Annotated in this window: 21 protein-coding genes; 4 read left to right on the top strand and 17 right to left on the bottom strand. The window is 61.0% G+C overall.

Going from position 1 to position 21,990, the window contains the following annotated elements; translation table 11 throughout:
• Positions 1-2: 2 nt before the first annotated feature.
• The 3 genes from tuf to R1W00_RS11420 all read right to left on the bottom strand — a co-directional run bounded on the left by tuf (position 3) and on the right by R1W00_RS11420 (position 4,292).
• Complete coding sequence (gene tuf, locus R1W00_RS11410; RefSeq protein ID WP_317262858.1) at positions 3-1,178, bottom strand: elongation factor Tu; 1,176 nt, start codon at positions 1,176-1,178, stop codon at positions 3-5.
• A 130-nt stretch (positions 1,179-1,308) separates the two neighbouring features.
• Complete coding sequence (locus R1W00_RS11415; RefSeq protein ID WP_317262859.1) at positions 1,309-1,962, bottom strand: hypothetical protein; 654 nt, start codon at positions 1,960-1,962, stop codon at positions 1,309-1,311.
• 26 nt (positions 1,963-1,988) lie between these two features.
• Positions 1,989-4,292, bottom strand: coding sequence for a DNA topoisomerase IV subunit A (locus R1W00_RS11420; RefSeq protein WP_317262860.1), 2,304 nt, complete (start codon positions 4,290-4,292; stop codon positions 1,989-1,991).
• A gap of 145 nt (positions 4,293-4,437) precedes the next feature.
• Between R1W00_RS11420 and R1W00_RS11425 the strand changes: the two genes are divergently transcribed.
• The 4 genes from R1W00_RS11425 to R1W00_RS11440 all read left to right on the top strand — a co-directional run bounded on the left by R1W00_RS11425 (position 4,438) and on the right by R1W00_RS11440 (position 6,806).
• Positions 4,438-5,040 (top strand): SH3 domain-containing protein, encoded by a 603-nt coding sequence (locus R1W00_RS11425; RefSeq protein WP_317262861.1) that lies wholly within the window; start codon positions 4,438-4,440, stop codon positions 5,038-5,040.
• 73 nt (positions 5,041-5,113) lie between these two features.
• Positions 5,114-5,944, top strand: a complete 831-nt coding sequence (locus R1W00_RS11430) for an SDR family oxidoreductase (RefSeq protein WP_317262862.1) — start codon at positions 5,114-5,116, stop codon at positions 5,942-5,944.
• Positions 5,945-6,017: 73 nt separating this feature from the next.
• Positions 6,018-6,215 (top strand): twin transmembrane helix small protein, encoded by a 198-nt coding sequence (locus R1W00_RS11435; RefSeq protein WP_317262930.1) that lies wholly within the window; start codon positions 6,018-6,020, stop codon positions 6,213-6,215.
• 15 nt (positions 6,216-6,230) lie between these two features.
• Positions 6,231-6,806 (top strand): cob(I)yrinic acid a,c-diamide adenosyltransferase, encoded by a 576-nt coding sequence (locus tag R1W00_RS11440; RefSeq protein ID WP_317262863.1) that lies wholly within the window; start codon positions 6,231-6,233, stop codon positions 6,804-6,806.
• A 345-nt stretch (positions 6,807-7,151) separates the two neighbouring features.
• Here the strand turns inward: R1W00_RS11440 and R1W00_RS11445 are convergent, their stop codons facing one another.
• From R1W00_RS11445 to R1W00_RS11510, 14 genes are all read right to left on the bottom strand, one after another.
• Complete coding sequence (locus R1W00_RS11445) at positions 7,152-8,039, bottom strand: NAD(P)-dependent oxidoreductase (protein WP_317262864.1); 888 nt, start codon at positions 8,037-8,039, stop codon at positions 7,152-7,154.
• Positions 8,040-8,065: 26 nt separating this feature from the next.
• Positions 8,066-8,908: an enoyl-CoA hydratase/isomerase family protein gene (locus tag R1W00_RS11450; RefSeq protein WP_317262865.1), complete on the bottom strand. Its 843-nt coding sequence runs from the start codon at positions 8,906-8,908 to the stop codon at positions 8,066-8,068.
• An 8-nt stretch (positions 8,909-8,916) separates the two neighbouring features.
• Positions 8,917-9,720, bottom strand: a complete 804-nt coding sequence (locus R1W00_RS11455; RefSeq protein ID WP_317262866.1) for an SDR family oxidoreductase — start codon at positions 9,718-9,720, stop codon at positions 8,917-8,919.
• A gap of 97 nt (positions 9,721-9,817) precedes the next feature.
• Positions 9,818-10,372 carry a peroxidase gene (locus R1W00_RS11460; protein ID WP_317262867.1) on the bottom strand — a complete coding sequence of 185 codons (555 nt, stop codon included), beginning with the start codon at positions 10,370-10,372 and terminating at the stop codon, positions 9,818-9,820.
• Positions 10,373-10,453: 81 nt separating this feature from the next.
• Positions 10,454-11,875 (bottom strand): 3-hydroxyacyl-CoA dehydrogenase NAD-binding domain-containing protein, encoded by a 1,422-nt coding sequence (locus R1W00_RS11465; protein WP_317262868.1) that lies wholly within the window; start codon positions 11,873-11,875, stop codon positions 10,454-10,456.
• Positions 11,872-12,873: an NADPH:quinone oxidoreductase family protein gene (locus R1W00_RS11470; RefSeq protein WP_317262869.1), complete on the bottom strand. Its 1,002-nt coding sequence runs from the start codon at positions 12,871-12,873 to the stop codon at positions 11,872-11,874. The genes R1W00_RS11465 and R1W00_RS11470 overlap by 4 nt, the downstream gene beginning before the upstream one ends.
• Positions 12,870-14,372: a 3-hydroxyacyl-CoA dehydrogenase NAD-binding domain-containing protein gene (locus tag R1W00_RS11475; RefSeq protein ID WP_317262870.1), complete on the bottom strand. Its 1,503-nt coding sequence runs from the start codon at positions 14,370-14,372 to the stop codon at positions 12,870-12,872. Before R1W00_RS11475 ends, R1W00_RS11470 begins: the two co-directional genes overlap by 4 nt.
• 27 nt (positions 14,373-14,399) lie before the next feature.
• Entirely contained in the window at positions 14,400-15,527 is a 1,128-nt protein-coding gene (locus R1W00_RS11480; RefSeq protein ID WP_317262871.1) for a CaiB/BaiF CoA-transferase family protein, read from the bottom strand.
• A 2-nt stretch (positions 15,528-15,529) separates the two neighbouring features.
• Positions 15,530-16,705: an acyl-CoA dehydrogenase family protein gene (locus R1W00_RS11485; RefSeq protein ID WP_317262872.1), complete on the bottom strand. Its 1,176-nt coding sequence runs from the start codon at positions 16,703-16,705 to the stop codon at positions 15,530-15,532.
• Positions 16,705-17,409: an SDR family oxidoreductase gene (locus tag R1W00_RS11490; protein WP_317262873.1), complete on the bottom strand. Its 705-nt coding sequence runs from the start codon at positions 17,407-17,409 to the stop codon at positions 16,705-16,707. Before R1W00_RS11490 ends, R1W00_RS11485 begins: the two co-directional genes overlap by 1 nt.
• Entirely contained in the window at positions 17,402-18,169 is a 768-nt protein-coding gene (locus R1W00_RS11495) for an enoyl-CoA hydratase/isomerase family protein (protein ID WP_317262874.1), read from the bottom strand. The genes R1W00_RS11490 and R1W00_RS11495 overlap by 8 nt, the downstream gene beginning before the upstream one ends.
• Position 18,170: 1 nt before the next feature.
• The gene (locus R1W00_RS11500) at positions 18,171-19,790 is read right to left on the bottom strand and encodes a class I adenylate-forming enzyme family protein (protein WP_317262875.1); all 1,620 of its coding nucleotides are present in this window, start codon (positions 19,788-19,790) and stop codon (positions 18,171-18,173) included.
• Positions 19,791-19,799: 9 nt separating this feature from the next.
• Entirely contained in the window at positions 19,800-20,579 is a 780-nt protein-coding gene (locus tag R1W00_RS11505) for an enoyl-CoA hydratase-related protein (RefSeq protein ID WP_317262876.1), read from the bottom strand.
• Between the two features lie 13 nt (positions 20,580-20,592).
• Positions 20,593-21,828, bottom strand: coding sequence for a CoA transferase (locus R1W00_RS11510; protein ID WP_317262877.1), 1,236 nt, complete (start codon positions 21,826-21,828; stop codon positions 20,593-20,595).
• Positions 21,829-21,990 lie beyond the last annotated feature (162 nt).

Raw genomic sequence — 21,990 nt, forward strand, 5'->3', positions numbered from 1 at the left:
GATTAGTCGACGACTTTGGATACGACGCCGGAGCCTACGGTGCGGCCACCTTCGCGGATCGCGAAGCGCAGACCTTCTTCCATGGCGATCGGTGCGATCAGCTCAACAACGAACTTCAGGTTGTCGCCGGGCATAACCATCTCGGTGCCAGCAGGCAGTTCAACGGTGCCGGTCACGTCAGTCGTACGGAAGTAGAACTGCGGACGGTAGTTCGCGAAGAACGGCGTGTGACGGCCACCTTCTTCTTTGGTCAGGATGTAGACCTCAGCTTCGAACTTGGTGTGCGGCGTAACCGAACCCGGCTTACACAGAACCTGACCACGCTCAACAGCTTCACGGTCGATACCACGCAGCAGAGCACCGATGTTGTCGCCAGCTTCACCACGGTCCAGCAGCTTGCGGAACATTTCAACGCCGGTACAGGTCGTCTTCTGGGTGTCTTTGATGCCGATGATTTCCAGTTCGTCGCCGACGTTGATCACGCCACGCTCAACACGACCGGTCACAACGGTACCACGACCCGAGATCGAGAACACGTCTTCGATCGGCATCAGGAACGGCATGTCGATCGCACGCTCGGGCTCGGGGATGTACGAATCCACAGCAGCCATCAGCTCTTTGATCTTCTCTTCGCCGATTTCCGGGTTGTTGCCTTCCATAGCGGCCAGAGCCGAACCAGCGATGATCGGAATATCGTCGCCCGGGAAGTCGTATTCGCTCAGCAGTTCGCGAACTTCCATCTCAACCAGTTCCAGCAGCTCTTCGTCGTCAACCTGGTCAACTTTGTTCAGGAAAACAACCAGAGCCGGAACGCCAACCTGACGGGCCAGCAGGATGTGCTCACGCGTCTGCGGCATGGGGCCGTCAGCAGCGTTCACAACCAGGATACCGCCGTCCATCTGCGCAGCACCGGTGATCATGTTCTTAACATAGTCAGCGTGGCCGGGGCAGTCGACGTGCGCATAGTGACGACCTTCGGTCTCGTACTCAACGTGAGCGGTCGAGATCGTGATGCCACGTGCTTTCTCTTCCGGCGCGCCGTCGATCTGGTCGTACGCTTTGAAGTCACCAAAGTATTTGGTGATCGCGGCCGTCAGAGTCGTCTTGCCGTGGTCAACGTGACCAATCGTGCCGATGTTTACGTGCGGTTTGCTACGCTCAAACTTTTCCTTTGCCATAATCCAGGCGCCTCGTCGTGTTCAGGGGCCACCATGGCCCAGTTCAACATCGCGGGCTAATTATTGGTTGAGCGCGAGAAAATCAAGCATGTCTTGCGCAAATGCGCATTCCGATTTCACCCCTGTGTCATCAGGTCCCATCGGCGGGGGCTGAAACCGGTTCACCTTCGGTAATCTCAGGACCTTCGCCCGGGCTCAACAGGCCGCTGATATCCTTGAGCGGCGGCAGGCCTTCGGGGGTGAACGGCCCCTCGGTGAACCATGTGTCGGCGTTGGATTTCAGGTAATCTTCCAAGGCCTTAGCCGCATTGAACACCAGATTGTCCAACTGTTCTTCGCGGGTCTGGGTATAGCCGGTTCCGATGACGCTTTCACCCGACAGGGTCTCGACCACGGTCAGACGCTTGGGTTCGGGAGTCAGTTTGATGTTTTTGCTGTCGTCCCAGACGTTCACCGACAAAACCACCGCCGATTTCGGCGCCAGCACCACGGGCACCCCCGGCACGGCCAAGGCAAAGCCATCGACGCTGACCCCAATGTGGTAATATTTGCCACCCTGATACCGGCCCAGACGTTCGTCGATTTCGGCGGTCAGCAGGGCCTCCCATTCCTCGGGCGTCGCATCGCGCGAGGGTGGGATTTTCTGGGCGTTGTCCGCGATCACCACGTTATAGCCGAGGTGAAAGTCACCCAGTTCAACGGGGGCTTCGATGAACTGCTCGGGCGCGGCACACCCCGCCACCACCAGCACACCCGCAATGGCAAGCGCATAGAGTTTTGTCATCGGTCAGCCCTCATTCGATCCGGCGATCAGTTGAATTTATTGTCCCGCGGAAAGCCGCGCGGCGCCATACGTCCGGTTCCTGCCCGCTTGCCCGTCCATTCGGCAAGCTCGGTCTCGGTCCGCGTTCGACCCGCCGGATCTTTCCAGCTGAGCCCGTCGGCGAGGTTGAACGTCGTCGCATCGGACAGGCCCCCGTCCTTGTATTTCTGCAGGCGGACACCCTTGCCACGGCCCATTTCGGGCAGTTCTTCAATCGGGAACACCAGAACCTTGCGGTTCTCGCCGACACAGGCCACGTGATCGCCCGCAACCGGTTTGCACACCTGCAGAACCACGTCGCCCTTGACGTTCAAAACCTGTTTGCCGGTCCGCGTCTGCGCCATCACGTCATCGGAGGCGACGATGAACCCGTCACCGGCGGACGAGGCCACCAGCAATTTCACGTCGGGACGGAAGATTTGCAGGTCCACGATGTCGGCCTCGTTCGGCAGGTCGACCATCAGACGCACGGGTTCGCCCATCCCACGACCGCCCGGCAATTGCGAGGACATCAGCGTGTAGAATCGCCCGTTGGTTCCGATCAAAACCAGACGGTCCGTGGTTTCCGCATGGAACACGAACCGGCCCTCATCGCCGTCCTTGAACTTCATCGCGCTATCAAGGGCGACATGCCCCTTCATCGCGCGAATCCAGCCCATTTTCGAACAGACAACCGTGATCGGTTCGCGTTCGATCATCGCCTCCAACGGGACCTCTTCGATCTCGGTCGCCTCGGCAAATTGGGTGCGGCGCTCGCCCCCGACGGATTTCTTGCCGAACTTGGCGCGGGTATCGCGAAGCTGTTCGGAAATTTTGGTCCACTGGATGTCTTCATCGCCCAACAGCGCAGTCAATTCTGCGCGCTCAGCCATCAGCGCATCGCGCTCTTGAACCAGTTCGATTTCCTCAAGACGGCGCAAGCTGCGCAGACGCATGTTCAGGATCGCTTCGGCCTGAACCTCGGTCAACTCACCCGCACCGGCGGGCGGCGAGACATAATCGTCCTCATCCCGCGCACGCGGTGTTTTGCGCGACCAATCCTCGCGCATCAACGCGGCCTTGGGGTCGTCGTCATAGCGGATGATGTCGATCACGCGATCAAGGTTCAAAAACGCGATGATCAGACCGCCCAGAACCTCTAGCCGGTGGTCGATCTTGTCGACGCGGTGTTGGGTCCGGCGCAACAGGACGTCACGGGCGTGGTCCAGAAACGCGCGCAGCACCTCTTTGAGGCTACAGACCTTGGGCACGCGCCCGTCGATCAACACGTTCAGGTTCAGACTGAACCGGATTTCCAGATCGGACTGACGGAACAGCGTCCCCATCAGAACCTCGGGGTCCACGTTTTTGGACTTGGGCTCGATGATCAGACGTACGTCATCCGCCGATTCGTCACGCACATCGCCAAGGATCGGGATTTTCTTGGTCTGGATCAGGTCGGCGATCTTTTCGATCAGACGCGATTTCTGCACCTGATAGGGGATTTCGGTGACGACGATCTGCCACTGACCACGGCCCAGATCCTCAACCTCATATTTCGCGCGCAAGCGGAACGCGCCGCGCCCCGTGCGATAGGCCTCGGCGATGTTCTCGCGCGGCTCGACAATCGTGCCACCGGTCGGGAAATCCGGACCGGGGATATAGTTCAACAACGTCTCGTCGCGCGCATCGGGCGTCTTGATCAGATGCAGGCAGGCACCGATCAGTTCGTCGATGTTGTGGGGCGGGATGTTGGTCGCCATGCCCACCGCGATCCCGCTGGACCCGTTGGCCAAAAGATGCGGAAACGCCGCCGGTAGAACCACAGGCTCCTCAAGCGTCGCGTCATAGTTCGGGCGGAAATCGACCGCGTTTTCGGTCAACCCCTCCATCAGGGATTCGGCAATCGCGGTCAGGCGCGCCTCGGTATATCGGCTGGCGGCGGGGTTATCGCCGTCGATGTTGCCAAAGTTCCCCTGCCCGTCCACCAACGGATAGCGGACGTTGAAATCCTGTGCCAGACGCGCCATCGCGTCGTAAATCGCGGCCTCGCCATGGGGGTGAAAGTTACCCATGACGTCGCCACTGATCTTGGCGGATTTACGGAAACCACTGGTCGCCGACAGACGCAATTCGCGCATCGCGTACAGGATTCGGCGGTGCACAGGTTTCAGCCCGTCCCGCGCATCCGGCAGCGCACGGTCGATAATCGTCGACAAAGCATAGGTCAGATACCGTTCGCCAATCGCACGGCGCAGCGGTTCAGACAGATCAGGGTCGCCCATTTGGGGGTCGTCGGTCACATCGTTCATAGGGGTTGTGATAGCCGCGCGTCACAGACACGACAAGCATTCTGGTTCCATTCCCCGTTTTTTTCCCCGCGAGGGGGAACCGATCGCTCGCTAAAGGGTTGTCTTAACAACTAAGCGACCAAATTCTGCCACTTGGGGAAGTGATATGTTCCGTTACGTGTTCGGCCTGTGTGCCGGCCTCTATATAGTCATGGCTGCGGCCGAGTCTCCGGATGCGACGGCTGCCACCGCCCGCGCCGAATTTTCGCCCGCTACTGCTCCGCTGACCGGTGCTGCTGCTGGGGATGAAATCGACAACGATTGGTTCGCATTCTCGTGGTCCGATCTGTTCCCCGAGGGTCCGAAACCCGTGGCGTTTTTCCCTGAAACCACCAAGGCACCGACCGCACCCGCCACCGTGCCCGTGCGCATCGTCAGCTTTGGCGATGACGCGCCAACCCTGATGACGGTCAAAAAGCCCGATGCGCCCAAGGGATATGCGCTGGCCGTCGCGCCGAAACCCGCCGACACACCCGTCGTGTCCACCAAATCCGCCGAACCCACCGTCGGCACGGCCATGGTTGTCACCGCCAGCGCCGTGAACATGCGCAGCGGTCCGGGCACGTCCTATCAGGTGCTCGACACCCTGATCGGCGGCACAAATGTCCAGGCCGTGGGTGAGGTCGACAATGGCTGGGTCGAACTGATCGTGACTGACTCGGGCACGCGCGGGTTCATGTCGGGCCGCTATTTGCGCCCCGCGTCCTAAGCTTCACAAAAACTGCATTTGCTCCGGATTTCTCTGGCCCGTAAAGTGCCGGAAAAATTCGGGGCAGTTTGTTTTGGTACAGAAATCCATTTTGATCACCGGATGCTCGTCGGGCATCGGATATGACGCGGCACACGGCCTAAAGGCCAAGGGATGGCGTGTCTTTGCCACCTGCCGCAAGGAACGCGATGTTCAGCGCCTGATCGACGAGGGGTTGGAGAGCTTTGTGCTCGACTATGCCGATGAGGCCTCGATCGAGGCCGCGCTGGCCGAATGCCTGCGCCGGACCGGGGGCACACTGGATGCGCTGTTCAACAATGGGGCATTTGCCTGTCCCGGCGCGGTTGAGGACCTGCCGCGCGGCGCGTTGCGGTCTATTTTCGAGACGAACGTTTTTGGATGGCACGACCTGACCGCGCGGGTGATCCCCGTGATGCGCGCCCAAGGGCACGGGCGGATCGTCAACAATTCCTCGGTTCTGGGTCTGGTGCCGCTGAAATGGCGCGGGGCCTATGTGTCGACCAAATTCGCGTTGGAAGGTCTGACCGATACCCTGCGGCTTGAGATGCGGGACACGGACATCAAGGTGATCCTGATCGAGCCCGGCCCCGTCACATCCCGTATCCGTGTGAACGCGATCCCGCATTTCACCAAATGGATCGACTGGCGCAATTCGGCGCGCAAGGATCAATACGAAACCCAATTGCTGAAACGTCTGTATGAAGACGGCGGGCCGGACCGGTTTGAATTGCCTGCCTCGGCGGTGACGGAAAAGCTGTTGCACGCCGTGGCCTCCCCCCGCCCCAAACCGCGCTATTATGTGACGACGCCAACCTATCTGATGGGGTTTGCCCGCCGCATTCTACCGACCCGCCTGCTGGACTGGCTGATCGCCAAAGGGTGACGCGACAATTTTTTCGTTCGCTTTTTGAATGCGGCCCGCTATGTCCCCAGAGACTGTGAAAGGACAAGCGATGTTGTTAGATGACCCCCTGTTTCTCGTGGTCGCGGTGGCCTGTTTGGCTGTCGTGTTTATTTTGCTGTTGGGGATCGGCGGCTTTGCCAAGGGCGGTGACTTCAACCGCAAGCACGGCAACCGCCTGATGCGCTATCGGATTTACGGGCAGGCGGTCGCGATTGCCCTGATCCTGATCTTTGTCCTGCTGCGCCGCTAATTCGACGAGGGTTCTATGGTCGTCCTGAACAAGATTTACACACGGACCGGCGACGCCGGTGAAACCGCACTGGGCAACGGGTCGCGCGTTGCGAAATACGCCCCGCGGGTTGAGGCATACGGCACCGTGGACGAAACCAACGCCACCTTGGGCATGGCCCGCCTACATGCCGAGGGCGACATGGACGCCGCCCTGTCGCGCATCCAGAACGACCTGTTCGACCTTGGCGCGGACCTCTGCCGCCCCGACCGCGATCAGGACGATCAGGCGGGATACCCCGTCCTTCGCATGGTTGAGGCGCAGGTGAAACGGCTTGAGGCCGAAATCGACGCGATGAACGCGAATTTGGAGCCCTTGCGTAGTTTTATCCTGCCCGGCGGCACCGCCCTGTCCGCGCATCTGCATCTGTGCCGCACCGTCAGCCGCCGCGCCGAGCGTCTGTCGGTGGAACTGGCCGCCGTTGATGACGTGAACCCGCACGCAGTGAAATACCTGAATCGCCTGTCGGACTGGTTTTTCGTCGCGGCCCGCGTGGCCAATAACAACGGCGCGGACGATGTTTTGTGGGTGCCGGGCGCAAACCGCGACTGATCCACACCGAAAAATTGCCGCACCCGCAAAGTGATTCCCTGCCGCGCCTGACAATTTGCCTTACGCTGCGGAAGTTATTTGGAAATTTCCGCACCGCCCCTCACGCCGCGTTAGCGCAATCACGCCAGATAAACTATCAGAACGCGGCGTCCAAAGGTTGTAGGATGTCGATTTTGGCCTGTTTTCCATTTTGCGGACACGGTACTAACCAACCCAATGCTGTTGAATGACCAAGGGAGTTACGCGCCGATGAAGGTACTTGTGCCTGTGAAGCGGGTGATCGATTACAACGTCAAGGTTCGTGTTAAGGCGGACGNCCGTTTTCATTTTGGAAACGGGCGCCGGTCAGGTCGCGCGCTTGAACGATGTGCCTGCCTCGGTGGCAATGTAATCGCTGATGTCGAACAGGTTCGCCTCAGGACCTAGTGTATTGGACGCGGCCTGCAACATCCCGCGCGCCAGTTGACCAAACTGCAACGGCACACCGGTTTCGGTGCCCAGAGCGGCGGCAAGATTGAGATCCTTCAGCATCAGCTGCAACAGGAAAAAGCTATCCGGCACGCCCTCGACGATCGCGGGCAACATGTTCTCGCTGGCCTTACTGCGTGCCCCGCCTGCGTTCAGGACATCACACATCACCGACAGGTCCAGACCGTTGCGTTGCCCCATAGTGACGCCTTCCAGCATCGCCAGACGGTTACAGGTGCTGACCATATTGTTAATCAGTTTCATCACCTGTCCCGCACCGATATCCCCGCATTCAAAGATGTTCGGGCTGGTCTGTTCAAAGATCGGACGCAGTTCGGCGACGGTGTCTTTGGCACCACCGACCATGATTGCGATGGTGCCGGCCTTTGCCCCTGCGGCCCCGCCGGACACGGGCGCATCGACCATGCGAATGTCCATCGCGGCCAGTTCGGCGGCCATTTTGCGGGTCTCGTTCGGATCACCCGAGGTCTGATCGACGATGATCGTGCCAGGCCGCAGGCCGCCCGCCAATCCGTTGTCTCCGAAAATCACCGCCCGCACATCGCGCGACCGTGGCAGGCACAAAAAGATCACGTCACAGTCCTGCGCCAGCCCCGCCGCCGAGGGGGCAGTGGTTGCGCCCGCTTGTGTCAGACGCTGGACCGCGGCCTCATTCAGGTCGAACACCTTGACGGGTCGTGACACCAACAAACGCTCTGCAAGGGCGCCGCCCATGACCCCCAACCCGATATACCCAACCTGCATTTTGACCCTCTCTTGGTTTTTTGATATTACTCGTCGTCTTTCATCGACGACGGCATCCCATCGGAAAAACCCTCGGCCTTAGCGGCGGCGGCGTAATCCGGTTTGCGTTTCTCGACCAGCGCGGCAAGACCCTCGCCGAACTCGGGACCCGATTGCGCCATCACCTGCGCGTAATCCTCATAGTCCATGATCTCGGCGATGCTGCTCTCAAAGGATTTCAGCATGATCGTCTTGGCCAGCCCCATCACCTCGGCGGGGCCAGAGGCGTATTTATGCGCAAGTGCGATGCCTTCGGCGTCGACGTCATCGTCGGCAACGACCTTGGACACGACCCCGTTGGCAAGCGCCTCTTGGGCGCCCCACGTGGTGTTCGAATAAAAGAAATCGCGCGCCTTGGCCAAACCGACCAAACGCGGCAGCGTGAACAGGGTCAGGCAATCCGGCACCACCCCAAGACGGAAAAAGCCCGCCATGAACTTGGCGCTGTCACCGGCGACAATCGTGTCCGCCATCAAGGCAAGACCCATCCCGCCCCCGATCGCAACACCGCGCACACCACAGACCACCGGACGATCCAGCGCCATCAGTTGCGGCATGAACGTGGCCGCGTGACGGAAACGGCGGTGCTTTTCAAAGACCGTTTTCTGTTCGGTCAACATCCGCAAATCACCGCCCGCGCAAAAGGTCGGACCCTTACCGGTCAGGTAAATCGCGCGGATCGAATAATCGTCCTGCACCTCGCGCGTGATGTCGCGCAGGGAATAGCGCATCTCACGGGTCAGGGAATTGCGCGCGGCCTCATTGTCCAGACGGATGATCAGGACATTGTCCTGACGTTCGGTTTCGACGTGGGGATAGCTCTTGATCATCTGGGACCTCATTTCGCAGGGGTGTTGACGATGGGACTTGCGCGGCCACGGTTGCGGCCCCCGTCCACCACCAGATCGGCACCGGCCACATAGGCACCGGCGTCCGAACACAGGAACACAGCCGCATTCGCGATATCAACGGTTTTCCCGAATTCACCCAGCGGGATCGACGACAGTTCGTTCGCCTTGCGGCCTGCGTCCTCGTAGATCCGCTTGACGCCTTCGGTGTCGCCAATCGCGCCCGGCGCGATCGTGTTGCACCGAATGCCGTCCTTGCCCCATTCGCCGGTCAATGTCCGGATCAGGGACATGATGCCCGCCTTGGCCGCACCCGCATGGGCACACCCCGGCCAACCCTCAAGCGCGCGGGTCGTCGAAATCGCAATAAAACGACCGCCGAATTTGCTGTCCTTCAGGGCGCCATGGGCGGCGCGCGCGCAATAAAACGTGCCGTTCAGGTCGATGTCGATCACCGTTTTCCACGCGTTGGGCGACATTTCCGCCGATGGAACAACAAAGTTCCCCGCCGCGTTCGCGATCATCACATCCAGCGCACCATAGGTGTCCAGTGTGGTTTTCACGATGCCTTCGACGTCGTCGTAGTTGCGCACGTCGGCCTGTACCGTGGTGACATCCCCGCCCATCGCGCGTAACTCGCTCGCGGCTGTATCAAGGCGCTCTTGGTTGCGGCTGGCGATCACCACTTTGGCGCCTGCGGCGACAAATGCCTTGGCGATACCAAAGCCGATACCGCCACCGCCGCCCGTAATGACGGCGACGCGACCGGCAAGTGCATCTGAGCTGAATGTCATGTGTCGTTTCCTTATTCCAAACGTCTGGCCCTAGGGCGATCCTGTGTCGGGAAAACAGGTTCGCAACTGGCGTGCCAAAGACGGGAATGCGGACGGATCAGCGGGGTTTGCGAAAGGCGCTATAGATGTTCACATAGCCATGCTCGACCCGTTTGGCGGCGTGGCTTTTGGCGACCTCGGGGTCCAACGGATTGAACCCGTGCCCCGCAACCAGACGGTGCATGAACGCCGCGCGCCCCGTAATTGCAATGGCGTCATGCAGGGCCTGTTCATCCCAACCGGCCGCAAACACCGCATCGACATCGGCCTGCGTGACCGCATTCGGATCAACGGCCAGCTTGCGCACGTAATGCAGCAGCGGTTTGAGCTTGTCGTCAATCGGCGCGCTGTCGATGTCCTCCAACAGCCGGTCCAGCGTGCCGCGCTCTACGCCCCATGCATAGGCGGCCTCACTATGCCCTGTCAGGACAAAGCCGCATCCCATCGCACCGGCAGCAAAGGCCAGAATGACCTCCCGCTCGCCGTTGCTGAGCGGGGAAGGGCCATTCATCAGGGCCTGACTCATCTCGGAATAGGGGCCGTAGATATCGGGGTATTGCTTGAATACGGCGGGCGGGCCGGCGTTTTCGGGCAGGCTTTTGATAAAGGGCATCGGGTGATCCTTGGCGGTTGTCGGGCACAGCTTAGGGCGGGCGCGGCACCGAAACCAGTGGCCCCGCGCCCTATAATCGCCCTAGGCCTCTGCCGCGATGCGCAGGCCCATCGACGCACGATAGCGCGGATCACCCGTCAGGTCGTGGATCGCATCCAGCGTAGACAGAACGCGGTTCAGACCCAGTTCCCGCGCCCATGCAATGGGGCCCTTGGGGTAGTTGACGCCAAACCGCATGGCCGCATCGACGCCTGCCTCATCGGCGACGCCCTGCATCACGGCCTCAAACGCCTCATTGGCCAACATTGCAACGGTGCGCATCACGATCAGGCCGGGCCAGTCGGGCAAATGCGTCATCGCAATGCCCCGCGCGGACAGCGTCGCGACCAGCCGGTCCACCACGGCGGCGGGCACATCGGGCGAGGTTGCGATGCCCAGATGCGTGCCCGTGTCCGCGATATGGTCATAGACCACGGTCGGGGTGCCCGTGGCGCGGGCAATCGCGGCGGCACGGCGGCCATCGGTCGGCTGGACCGTCACCCCGTCCACGGTGATCGAGGTCCCAAACGCGAAATCGTCAATGACATCGGTGTCTGTACTTGCGCGGACAGTCGCGGCCGTCGGCACCTCCGCCCCATCGGCATAGTCAAAGAACCCCCGCCCCGTTTTGCGGCCCAGACGACCGGCGTTGACCATCTCAAGCTGAACAATCGAAGGGCGGAAACGCGGTTCTTGATAATAGGCATCGAACACGGATTTACAGACCGTGTAATTCACGTCGTTCCCGATCAGATCCATCAGGGCAAACGCGCCCATGCGAAACCCGCCCCCCGCCGTCAGACAGGTGTCGATTGTGGCCGCATCGGCGACCTGTTCTTCCACCAGACGCAGGGCCTCGGCGTAATAGGGGCGCGCGACGCGGTTCACGATGAAACCGGGTGTCGATTTGGCATGGACCGCGATCTTGCCCCAGCTTTCGGCGGTTTCAAACACCGTCTTAGCCACCTCTGGCGATGTGGCCACGCCAGAAATCACCTCAACCAGTTTCATCACCGGCGCGGGGTTAAAGAAATGCATGCCGACAACCCGTTCGGGGTGGCGCAAGTCCCGCGCAATCGAGGTAATCGAAATGGACGAGGTATTCGTGCCCAGAATGGCGTCGGGGGCCAGAATGCCCTCAAGCGCGGCGAATAACTCGCGTTTCACGTCAAGGTTTTCAACGATGGCCTCAACCACCATGGCCGCATCGGCCATATCGTCCAGCGCAACGACAACCGTGATCCGTCCCATCAGGTTCGCCACATCCTCGGCGGTCATTTTGCCGCGCGTGACAAGCTTCTCCAGCCCCTTGGCGATGCGGGCCTTGCCGGTCTCTGCAGCGCCCTCAAATGCATCATAAAGCATCACGGGATGTCCCGCCGCCGCGGCCAGTTGCGCAATGCCCCCGCCCATGGTTCCCGCCCCCACAACGCCGATGGCGCGGTCCTTTGCGATTGCACTCATGTCTGCTCTCCCATTGTCAGGATGATCTTGCCGCTGGCCGTTCCCGTCGCCAGCGCCCGCAGCGCGACCGCAAAGTCGTCCAGCGGATAGGTTGCCGTGATTTTCGGGGCCAACGCCCCGTCCCGCCACAGATCGAACATATGGGCCTGTGCATCGCGCACGCGCTCAATCTGGCGGGCGCGATAGTCGGTCCACTGAATGCCAGAGACGGAAATGTTTTTGACCAACAGATAGTTGGCCGCGATTTTGGGAATTGATCCGGCGGCAAAGCCAACGACGACCAAACGTCCCGACCACGCCATCGCGCGCAGGGCCGCACCGGTCAGATCACCGCCCACGGGGTCGATGACCACATCCGCGCCGTGCCCATCCGTGGCGTCCATCACCGCGTCGCGCAAACCGTCGCGCAGGTTGTCCATTGCCGCATCCACGACCACATCCGCGCCCATTTCGCGCGCCAACGCGCCGCCGGTGGCCCCGCGGGTTGCGGCAATCACTGTGCCCGCACCTAGGGCCTTGGCCAGTTGGATCGCCGCCATGCCAATCCCCCCTGTCGCGCCAAGGACCAGTACACGATCCCCGCGCGTGATCTGGCCGCGCGCCGTCAGGGCGAAATAGGCGGTCTGATAGACCAACCCGAACGCCGCCGCCGTCGCGAAATCCATGTCATCGGGGATCGCAAAGCACCAGTTCGCAGGCGCCACGACCCGTTCCGCATGTGCCCCGTAAGAGGGCAACGTCAAAACGCGCGCCCCGATCATGGACGGATCAACGCCCTCTCCGAGCGCCATGATGATCCCTGCACCGGCCAGACCGGGGGAAAAGGGAAAGGGCGGCTTTTTCTGATACTTGCCCTCGATATACAGAATGTCGGGAAAATTCGTTTCCGAGGCGCGGATGTCCACAACGACCTCGCCCGGCCCCGGTGTGGGGTCGGGCAGATCGCCGACGACGGCCTGATCGAAATCCGTGAACGCGTTGACGATCAGGGCCTTCACGACGCACCTTGGCGGGCTTTGGCGACCACGGCGCGGCGGGCGGGATTGAACCCTGCCAGACCGGTCATGTCCTGAATGGCCTTGGACACGTCATAATGACGGGCCAGACCGCCCCGCGTCACCCGCGCAATCGGGCCATCGGGATAGCCCAGCCCCATGCAACAGGTTTTGTCCATATCGGCCGCCGTCGCCAGACCCTCGTCCAGAAAACGCAGGGCGTCATTGTATTTCGGGCGCACCAGACGATCGACGATGCGACCAGCAAGGTCCTTGCATACGACGGTGTCAAAACCGGCGACCTCGAACACGGCGCGGGCGGCGTTGATTGCGTCCTCGGTCGTGTTGGGCTGACGCACCAGTTCGATCAGGTTCGAGGGCGCATCATCCCCGTTGCGATAGCGGGCAAAACCGACGGCGTTGCTGCCCTCATCGCCCATGTCCTCACCGGTGTGCACCCCAAGGCATTCGGTGTCCAGCTCGACCAAAACGGCGGTTTTCGACGCATCGGCCACATAGCCACCACCCAGATGGATCGTCACGTCACCACCGGCAACCGCACCGTCAAACCCGTCGGGGAACGAGCGGCTATTGCCAGCCGAAACGATGCTGAACGACGGGGCCTCGGTCGCCTTTTCGCGGGTCAGACCGGTCAACAGACCCTGACCGGACTTATTGCCCAGCTTGCCCGCCGCAACCATCCGCCGACACAGCGGCGGCACCGCCGCGCGCGGGTCCAGAGTGATCGGGAAAAACGCCTCACCCAGCAGAACCTGCGTATCCAGACCGATCAGATCCAACAGGGTACAGGGCCCCATTTTGTAGCCCAGACCGGATTTGATCGCGGTGTCGATGTCCTCGGGCGTGGCAAGACCCGCCTCAATCGCGCGAATGACGTCGTTGTTAAACGGCACCAACAGCGCGTTCAGGATGAACCCTGGCTTGTCCTGCGTTTCGACGGAAATCTGTCCGGCGGCCTCGGTCCACGCCCATGCGGTGTTGAACGTTTCGTCCGAGGTATTGATGCCACGCGACATCTCGATCAGCTTCATCACCTGCGCGGGCAGACAGAAATGCATGCCGACCACGCGGTCCTCGCGGCCACAGCCGCCCGCAATCTGGGTGATCGACAGGGTCGAGGTGTTCGAGGCGAAAATCGTCTCGTCCTTGCAGATACCGTTCAGCTTGGCGAAGAGGTCCTTTTTGACGTCGAGGTTTTCGAAAATCGCCTCAATCACCATGTCGCAATCGGCCAGATCGTTCAGGTCCGTGGTGTCCACCAGATTGGCTATGGCGGCGTCGCGGGCCTCGGGTGTCATGCGGCCTTTTTCGACAGAGCGGTCAAAGAATTTTTGCGCCGCCTTACGCTGACGGGCCAAGGCATCCGCCGACAGATCAAAGCACAGGGTCTGATACCCGCCCCGCGCCGCGACCAGCGCAATCCCCGCACCCATGGTTCCGCCTGCGCCGCATACGGCGACCTTTTTGATTTGCGTGCTCACGTTGAAATCTCCTGTCTTGTCGGTACCTTAGGCGCCCGACGTCAAATCGTCATTGTCTTGACCCAAGCGCGGGGCACTGTCCGTCCCCGAAGGGTCGGCGGCCATCACGCGGGAAATCGGGGTCGGCAGGGCGGTGATTGTGTCGCCCTCGGCGTTGCTCAGTTGGCGATCAAACACGCCACGCACACTGAAATGGGGGTCCTGCATGGCCTCCTGCACGGTGCGCACGATCGAGCAACAGCAATCAGCGACCTCAAACACCTGATGCCAATGGGCCGATGGCTGTGTCTTGATGATCGCGGCGATGGCATCGCGCGTGGCCGCAGGATCGGCCGTGTCGTCGCGCAACCCGTCCTCCAAACCGATCGCGTCACAGAACATCGCCCAGAACTTGTCCTCAATCGGGGCGGCGGCCAGAACACGGTTATCGGCAGTCGCATAGAGCTGATATCGGGGTGAGCCGCCCGTGACCAAGGCATCGCCATTGCCGGGCCATGCGTTGGTGGCCTGACCTTCACCCATGGCCCAATAGAGGAACGGGAACAGGTTTTCGGCCATGGAGATATCCAGATGCGCGCCGCCCTTGCCTGCGTCGCGCGCCCGCAGCGCCAACAGGATATTCAACAGCGCGGGATAGGTCCCACCGGCAATGTCGGCAATCAACGCGGGCGGCAGAACCGCGCGCTCAGGATCGCCATGGGACAGGGCCAGCATCCCCGCATCCCCGATATAGTTCAGATCATGACCCGCGCGCAGGGCCTTGGGACCCGTCTGTCCGTACCCCGAGATCGAGCAATAGATCACATCGGGATTGATCGCGCGCACCTCGTCATAGCCCAGCCCCAGCCGCGCCATCACGCCCGGGCGGAACTGTTCGATCACCACATCCGCCTCCCGCAAGAGCGGGTCGAGAACCGTCCGTGCGTCAGGGTCCTTGAGGTTCAGGGCAAGGCTCTGCTTGCCACGGTTCAACATATGGAAATTCACGCTGTCGCTGCCCCATTTGGGGACATAGGCGCGCATGTCCTCGCCCGTCACGGGGCGTTCGACCTTGATCACCTGCGCCCCCGCATCGGCCAGAAACAGACTGGCCATGGGACCGGGCAAAAGGGTCGAGAAATCCAGAACCTTTAGGTCATCCAATGCGCCGGTCATGGTCAGCCCCGCTTTTTGTTGCGAAAGCTGCGCCCGATCAGTTGGCGGTGAATCTGGTTGGTGCCTTCCCAGATCTGACCGATCTTGGCGTCACGCATCAGGCGCTCGGCGCGGTATTCCTGAATGTAGCCATAGCCGCCATGGAACTGGACATTTTCTAGTGCCATCTTCATCGCCAGATCGGTGGCGCGCATTTTCGCGATCGAGGCTTCCATGCCAAAATCGGTACTGCCGCCATCGACCATATCGGCCACATAGTCGATCCAGCGCTCAACCATCAGCAGCTCAGACGCCAGATCGGCCAAGGTGAACTGGTTCCCCTGAAAGTCCAAGATCGCCTTGCCCGATTGCACGCGGTCATTGCCATAGGCGACCATGTCGCGGAAGGCAGCACGAGCGATCCCACGGGCGTGAGCGGCCACCGAGGGTCGCGATTTGTTCAGCGACGCCAGCAGGATGCGCAGACCATCGCCGGGGTTCCCCATCAGGTTCGCGCGCGGCATCCGCACGTTGTTAAAGCTAAGCGCACAGGTGGCCGAGCCGTTGTGGCCCATCTTTTTCTCGACCTTATCGACAACGAACCCGTCCGCCCCTTTTTCAAGGATGATGGCCGAGATCGACGCCTTGGGATCGTCGATGCCTTTCCATTTACCGAACAGCATATACAGGTCGGCCACGTTGCCGTTCGAGATGAACACCTTGGACCCGTTGATGATCACGTCATCGCCGTCCTCGGTGAACGTCGTGCGCATACCCGTCGCATCCGAACCCGCGTTCGGTTCCGTGATGGCCAGCGCGCCCAGACCGCCCTCGGCGATGCGGGGCAACAGGCGCGCGCGCTGTTCATCCGTGCCGAAATCGATCAACGGCTTCATCCCGTGATAGTTCGTGGCATAGATGATGCCCGTCGAGGCGCAGGCCTCGGAGATGATCGACACGATCTCGAGATACAGCTTGTAGGACATCGGCAGACCGCCGAATTCCTCGGGCACGAAAATCGCATTCAGGCCCAGTTCGTTGATCGCCTTGACGTTTTCCCACGGGAATTCATGCGTTTCGTCGATCTTGGCCGCGTTGGGCGCGATGACGTCATCGGTCATGCGCTGCACTTGATCCAGGATCATGCGTTCTTCGTCGTTCCAGTTGCGTGCGGCAATGACTTTGTCGAGCATATTCATCAGTGGTTCATCCCCTGTGCGCCATCGATGTAGATGGTTTCGCCGGTAAGAAAGTTGATGTTTTCATCCATGATCGATGAGACCAGCTTGGCCACGTCCGCCGAGGTGCCGGGCTGACCGACGGGAATGCGGCTGGCCATCCATGCCTTGACCTTTTCACGGGCAAGGAAATCACGGTTCAGGTCGGTTTCGATGTACCCGGGGGCGACGTTCATCACGCGGATGCCTTCGCGGGCCCATTCGACCGCCATGCACCGCGTCATCGCCGCAACCGCGGCCTTGGACGCGCAATAGGCAAGGTTGTCCGGCACGCCCAGCTTGTCGAAAAAGCTGCCGATGTTGACGATGATGCCGCCATTTTCGCGCAGATGCGGATAGACCTCGCGCGCTGCGATCATCACCGCAGTGGTGTTCAGGGCAAAGGTCTTGTTGAAATCCTCGGTCGAGAGCGTCGCGATGGACCCGAGGATGTGAACACCCGCGTTGTTGACCAGTCCGGCCACAGGGCCACGCGCCCCGATGTCGGCCATGGCCGCGCGCACCGCGTCCTCATCCGTCATGTCGCAGGCAATCGCGTGTCCCACGTCCGACGTGCCGCTGCGCGACAGGCACACAACGTCGTGCCCGCGTCGATCCAGTTCCGCCGCGATAGAAGCGCCGATCCCTTTGGATGCGCCGGTTACGATGATTTGTCCCTTAGCCATCCTTGAACTGTGCCTCGCGTTTTTCCTCAAAGGCGGCCATGCCCTCTTCGGCGTCATTGGTGCGGTAGGCGAGCGTCGACAGGTCCGCCTCCATCTCTAGGCCCTCATGCAGGGGCATGTCGGACGCGCGTTGAACCGCGCGCCGCGCCAGTTCCAGAACAGGCAGGCTGTATCGGGTGAACTTGGCGGCGAATGCGGTGCCGGCCTCCATCAGGTCGCCCTCGACCACGGCGTTGACCAGACCGATTTGTGCGGCCTCTTCGGCGCGGACGTTGCGGCCGGTCATGATGATCTCAAGCGCGCGGCCCTCTCCCACCAGCCGTGGCAGACGCTGGGTGCCGCCGTAACCGGGGATCAGGCCCAGTTTGATCTCGGGCAGGCCGAAAATCGCGTTGGGCGTGGCCAAACGGAACGTACAGGCCAGCGCCAGTTCCGATCCGCCGCCAAAGGCATAACCGTTCACCAGCGCGATGGACGCAACCGGCAGCCGGTCCAGTTTTGCGAACACCGCCTGTCCCAGTTCCGCGCCGCGTTTCTGATCGACCAAAGACCGGTTGCGCAGTTCCTTGATGTCGGCCCCGGCACAAAACGCCTTGTCACCGGCACCGGTAATCAACAGGGCGCGCACATCCATATCGGCCACACGATCAATTGCCTCGCCGATCTCTTTCAGGATGGCAAAGGACAGCGCATTTAGCGCCTTGGGACGGTTCAGGGTCAGGACCGCAAGGTCCCCCTGTTGTGTCAGTTCTACGGTCATCTCAGACTGCTTTCTTTTCGACATAGCGCACGCTCTCAGGGGCGAGATCGCCGCGCTTGACCATCTCGGTCAGTTCTCGTTTCAGGATTTTTCCGCTGGCCGTCAGGGGCAACTCGGCCAGCGCCGCGTACCATTCGGGCATGTCGAATTTCGACAGCCCCTCGGCCGCCAGATGCGCCAACATCTCGTCCGCAGGCAGATCGCCGATGATCGCCAGACAGACCCGTTCGCCCAGACGATCATCGGGCACACCAAAGGCCGCGACCTTTTCCACGGCGGGGTGGGTCAGGGCGAGGGATTCAATGCGGCTGGGGTAAATGTTATGGCCACCGCGAATGATCAGATCCTTGATCCGGCCCTCAATCCGCAGGTTCCCGTCCGCGTCCAGCGACCCCAGATCGCCCGACAACAGGTATCCGTGCCGGTTCATCGTCTTTTCGGTGGCCTCTTGGTTTGCGAAATAGCCCAGCATCATCGCCGCGCCGCGCCCGCCGATATTACCGGATTGGCCGCGCGGAACCTCTTGGTCGGGATTTTCGGGATCCCAGATTTTGACCTCATAGGCCGGACCACCGCGCCCGCAGGTTTCGATCCAGACCCGTTTGGGGTCCGACGGATGCGTGTATTGGTGCGACGAACATTCGGTCATGCCATAGATATTCTGGGGCGCGATCCCCTGATCGACAAAGGCCTCGGCGACCACCTCGGGGATGGGCGAGCCAGCCATGTAAAACGTTTCGACCTGTCCCAGACGTTCCAGACCCGCCTTTTTCTGTTCGGCCAGAATGTCCATCGCATGGGTCGGAACCCCCAGAACATAGGTAGCGCCGGTTTCCACGATCCATTGCATCGGCGTCACGCCCGCAGGCGGATCATTGGTGATGAACAGACCGCCCGACACCAGCCATTGCGCCACCGCCACCCACGCGATGTGATGGCTAAGCGGGCTGAGGGACAGGATTTTCGAACATTCCGTCAGCCCCCAATCGCGCACCAGATCACGCGCATTGGCCAGCAGGCTATTGGAGGAATGCATGACGCATTTCGGCTTGCCCGTGGTGCCCGAGGTAAAGGCCAGATAGACGATGCTATCGGGGTTGGTGTGGATCGTCTGCCCGTCGCCCATGATGTGCATGGGAAAGTTGTCCGGCGTGTAGAGGCGTTTCACAAAGGGCAGTTCATCCACCATCGCGCCGAAATCATGCGCCTTACGGTCCGCACCCCAGCCGTCTTCGGTCACGATGGCGCGGGCGTTCAACTCGGTCAGCAGGTCAACGATTTCGCCGCAGGTATAGCTGCGGTGCAGGGACGGGTTGCAGGCAATCCCCTGACGCGAACACGCCAGAAAAGTCACCACCGCCTCGGCACGGTTCGACATCCAGATCGAAATCCGGTCGCCCGCGTGAATACCCGCAGATTGCAGCGAGTCCGCCATCGCATCGACCCGCGCCTTTAACCCGCGCCAATCCAGAATGACCCGCCCGTCCCTAAGCGCCTTGGCGTCGGGACGTTCGGCGGCGTGACGCGCCATCAGGGTGTAGAACGTGTCGTCCTGCCAGAGGCCCTGATCGTAATAGGAACGGGCTGTGGCGGGATCGTGCAGGGTCAAAAACGGTTTCATGGGGGCCTCTTACTGACCGAATTTGGACGGATCGGGCGAACGGCGTTCGTTAAAGGCGGCGTTCACCTCTTTCTGTTCCTCTGTGCCCAGATATTGGGTCAGCAACAGGTCATGGGTAACGCGCGACAGACCGCCCACACCGCCATGACGGGCGTTGAAGGCGCCCTTGATCGCAGCAAGCGCGAACGGGCCACGATCCGCGATTTCCAAGGCGAATTCGCGGGTCTTTTCGGCCAGTTCCTCATCAGGGACGACGCGGTTGATCAGGCCGATTTCCTTGGCGTAATCGGCGGACATCTTGATGTTGGCGTACCAGATTTCCTTGGCCAGCTTTTTGCCCACCAGATCCTCAAGGTACCACGTGCCGTAACCCGCATCGAAGGAGCCCATCATCGGGCCAACCTGACGGAAGACCGCGCTTTGTTTGGCGATGGTGACGTCACAGACCATCTGCAGCACGTTACCGCCGCCGACGGCATAGCCGTTGACGCTTGCGATGACGGGTTTTTGCAGCTTGTCGATCGCCTCATACATCTCCAGCGTCGGCAAGGTCCCGGCATAGAGCTTGGTTTTTTCCATCCCGTCCTTTTCGCCACCGATGCAGAAAAACTTGTCACCCGCGCCGGTCAGGACAACCACACGGGTGCGGGTTTCGCGGCGGATCGCCTCGATGCAATCGCGGATTTCGTGGCACATGGTTTCGGTGAACATGTTGCCATTATCGGGACGGTTCAGGGTGATGGTCCCGACGGGGCCGTCTTCGGAATAGGTGATCTGGGTAAAGGTCATTTCGGTCATCTTTTCAAAGTTGGTCTTTGGTGCTGGGCAGGCCGGACAGAACCTCGGCCGTGTGTGCGCCCAGTAGCGGGGGGGCGGATCGGGCTGTGGCAACCTGATCGTTGATGCGGATGCCAAGACCGATCTGGGGCACCATCCGGTCGTCTTCGGCATAGGTGTAGAACAGGCCGCGATCCTGCAGGGGTTTATCACCTGCGACCTCATCAACGCGGTTGATCGGACCAGCGGGCACGCGGGCCTTGGCCATCAGGGACAGCCATTCGTCCCGCGTACGGGTCAGCAGGATCTCCTGAATGCGGGCCACGATTTCGGGGCGGCATTTGCGACGGTCGGCATTGGTCGCGAATTCGGGTCGCGCGGCATAGTCCGGATCGCCCACCGCATCCCAGAACCGCGCCCAGATGCCGTCGTTCCCAAGGCCAAGGTTCATGGGCAGATCGGCGGTGTCAAAGGGTTGATAGATCGCGATCACACTGTCGGTGCCACCAGTGCGCGCAGGCACCTCGCCCGCGCCCAGATAGGGCGAGATCCGGCAGGCAAGGAAACGCGTCATGCTTTCCACCAGACTGACGTCAATCAGGTGGCCCTTGCCGGTCTTATGACGTTCAAACAAGGCGGCCATAGCGGCCATCGCCGCGTCCTGACCGGCCAGCATATCGGCAGCGGGCGTACCGATTTTTTGCGGGCCACTGTCGGCTGCGCCGGTGATGTCCATGACGCCCGAATACCCTTCGGCAATGAGGTCATAACAGGTCAGATCGGCGCGCGCTCCCTCAAGGCCGAACCCCGTGATCGAGACAAAGACGATGTCCTCACGCAGGGCCTTGATCGAGGCGTAGTCCATCCCCAGTTTGCGCTGCACCGACGGGGGTTGGTTGGTGACAAAGACATCGGCACTGGCGATCAGGTCCAGCATCGCCGCCTTGCCCTCGGGCGTGCGGGCATCGATCACGACGCTTTTCTTATTGCGATTGACGGCGGTGAACCACAGCGCCTGTTGGTCCAGCCACGGCGGCCCCCACGCACGGGCGTCATCGCCATGCGGGCGCTCGACCTTGATCACCTCGGCCCCGAAATCCGACAAAAGCATCGTCGCATAAGGCCCCGCGACCGAGGTGGTCACATCCACCACCCGCAACCCGTCCAGCATGCCGAAGGTCTGACCGCCACGCACGACAGGCAGGTCATGATACGGGAGCGCGTCGTCCCTGATGTCCGTGTCGGCGGTCTGTCCAGTCATTGCGCGTTTCCTCTTATTTCTGGTGAAATCAGAGGACGCACTTCCTATGCCAAAAGCGAGAGCCAGAGCGGGCAGAGAAAACCGCAGCAGTGAGGCAGAAAATGTCGGGATTTCGGACAGGGCGCACTTACATCTGTCTGCGCCGCGGTCAGATGTGGAACC

Origin of the sequence: Rhodovulum sp. FJ3 (assembly GCF_032918305.1) — a bacterium.
Classification (GTDB): Bacteria; Pseudomonadota; Alphaproteobacteria; order Rhodobacterales; family Rhodobacteraceae; genus SAT37.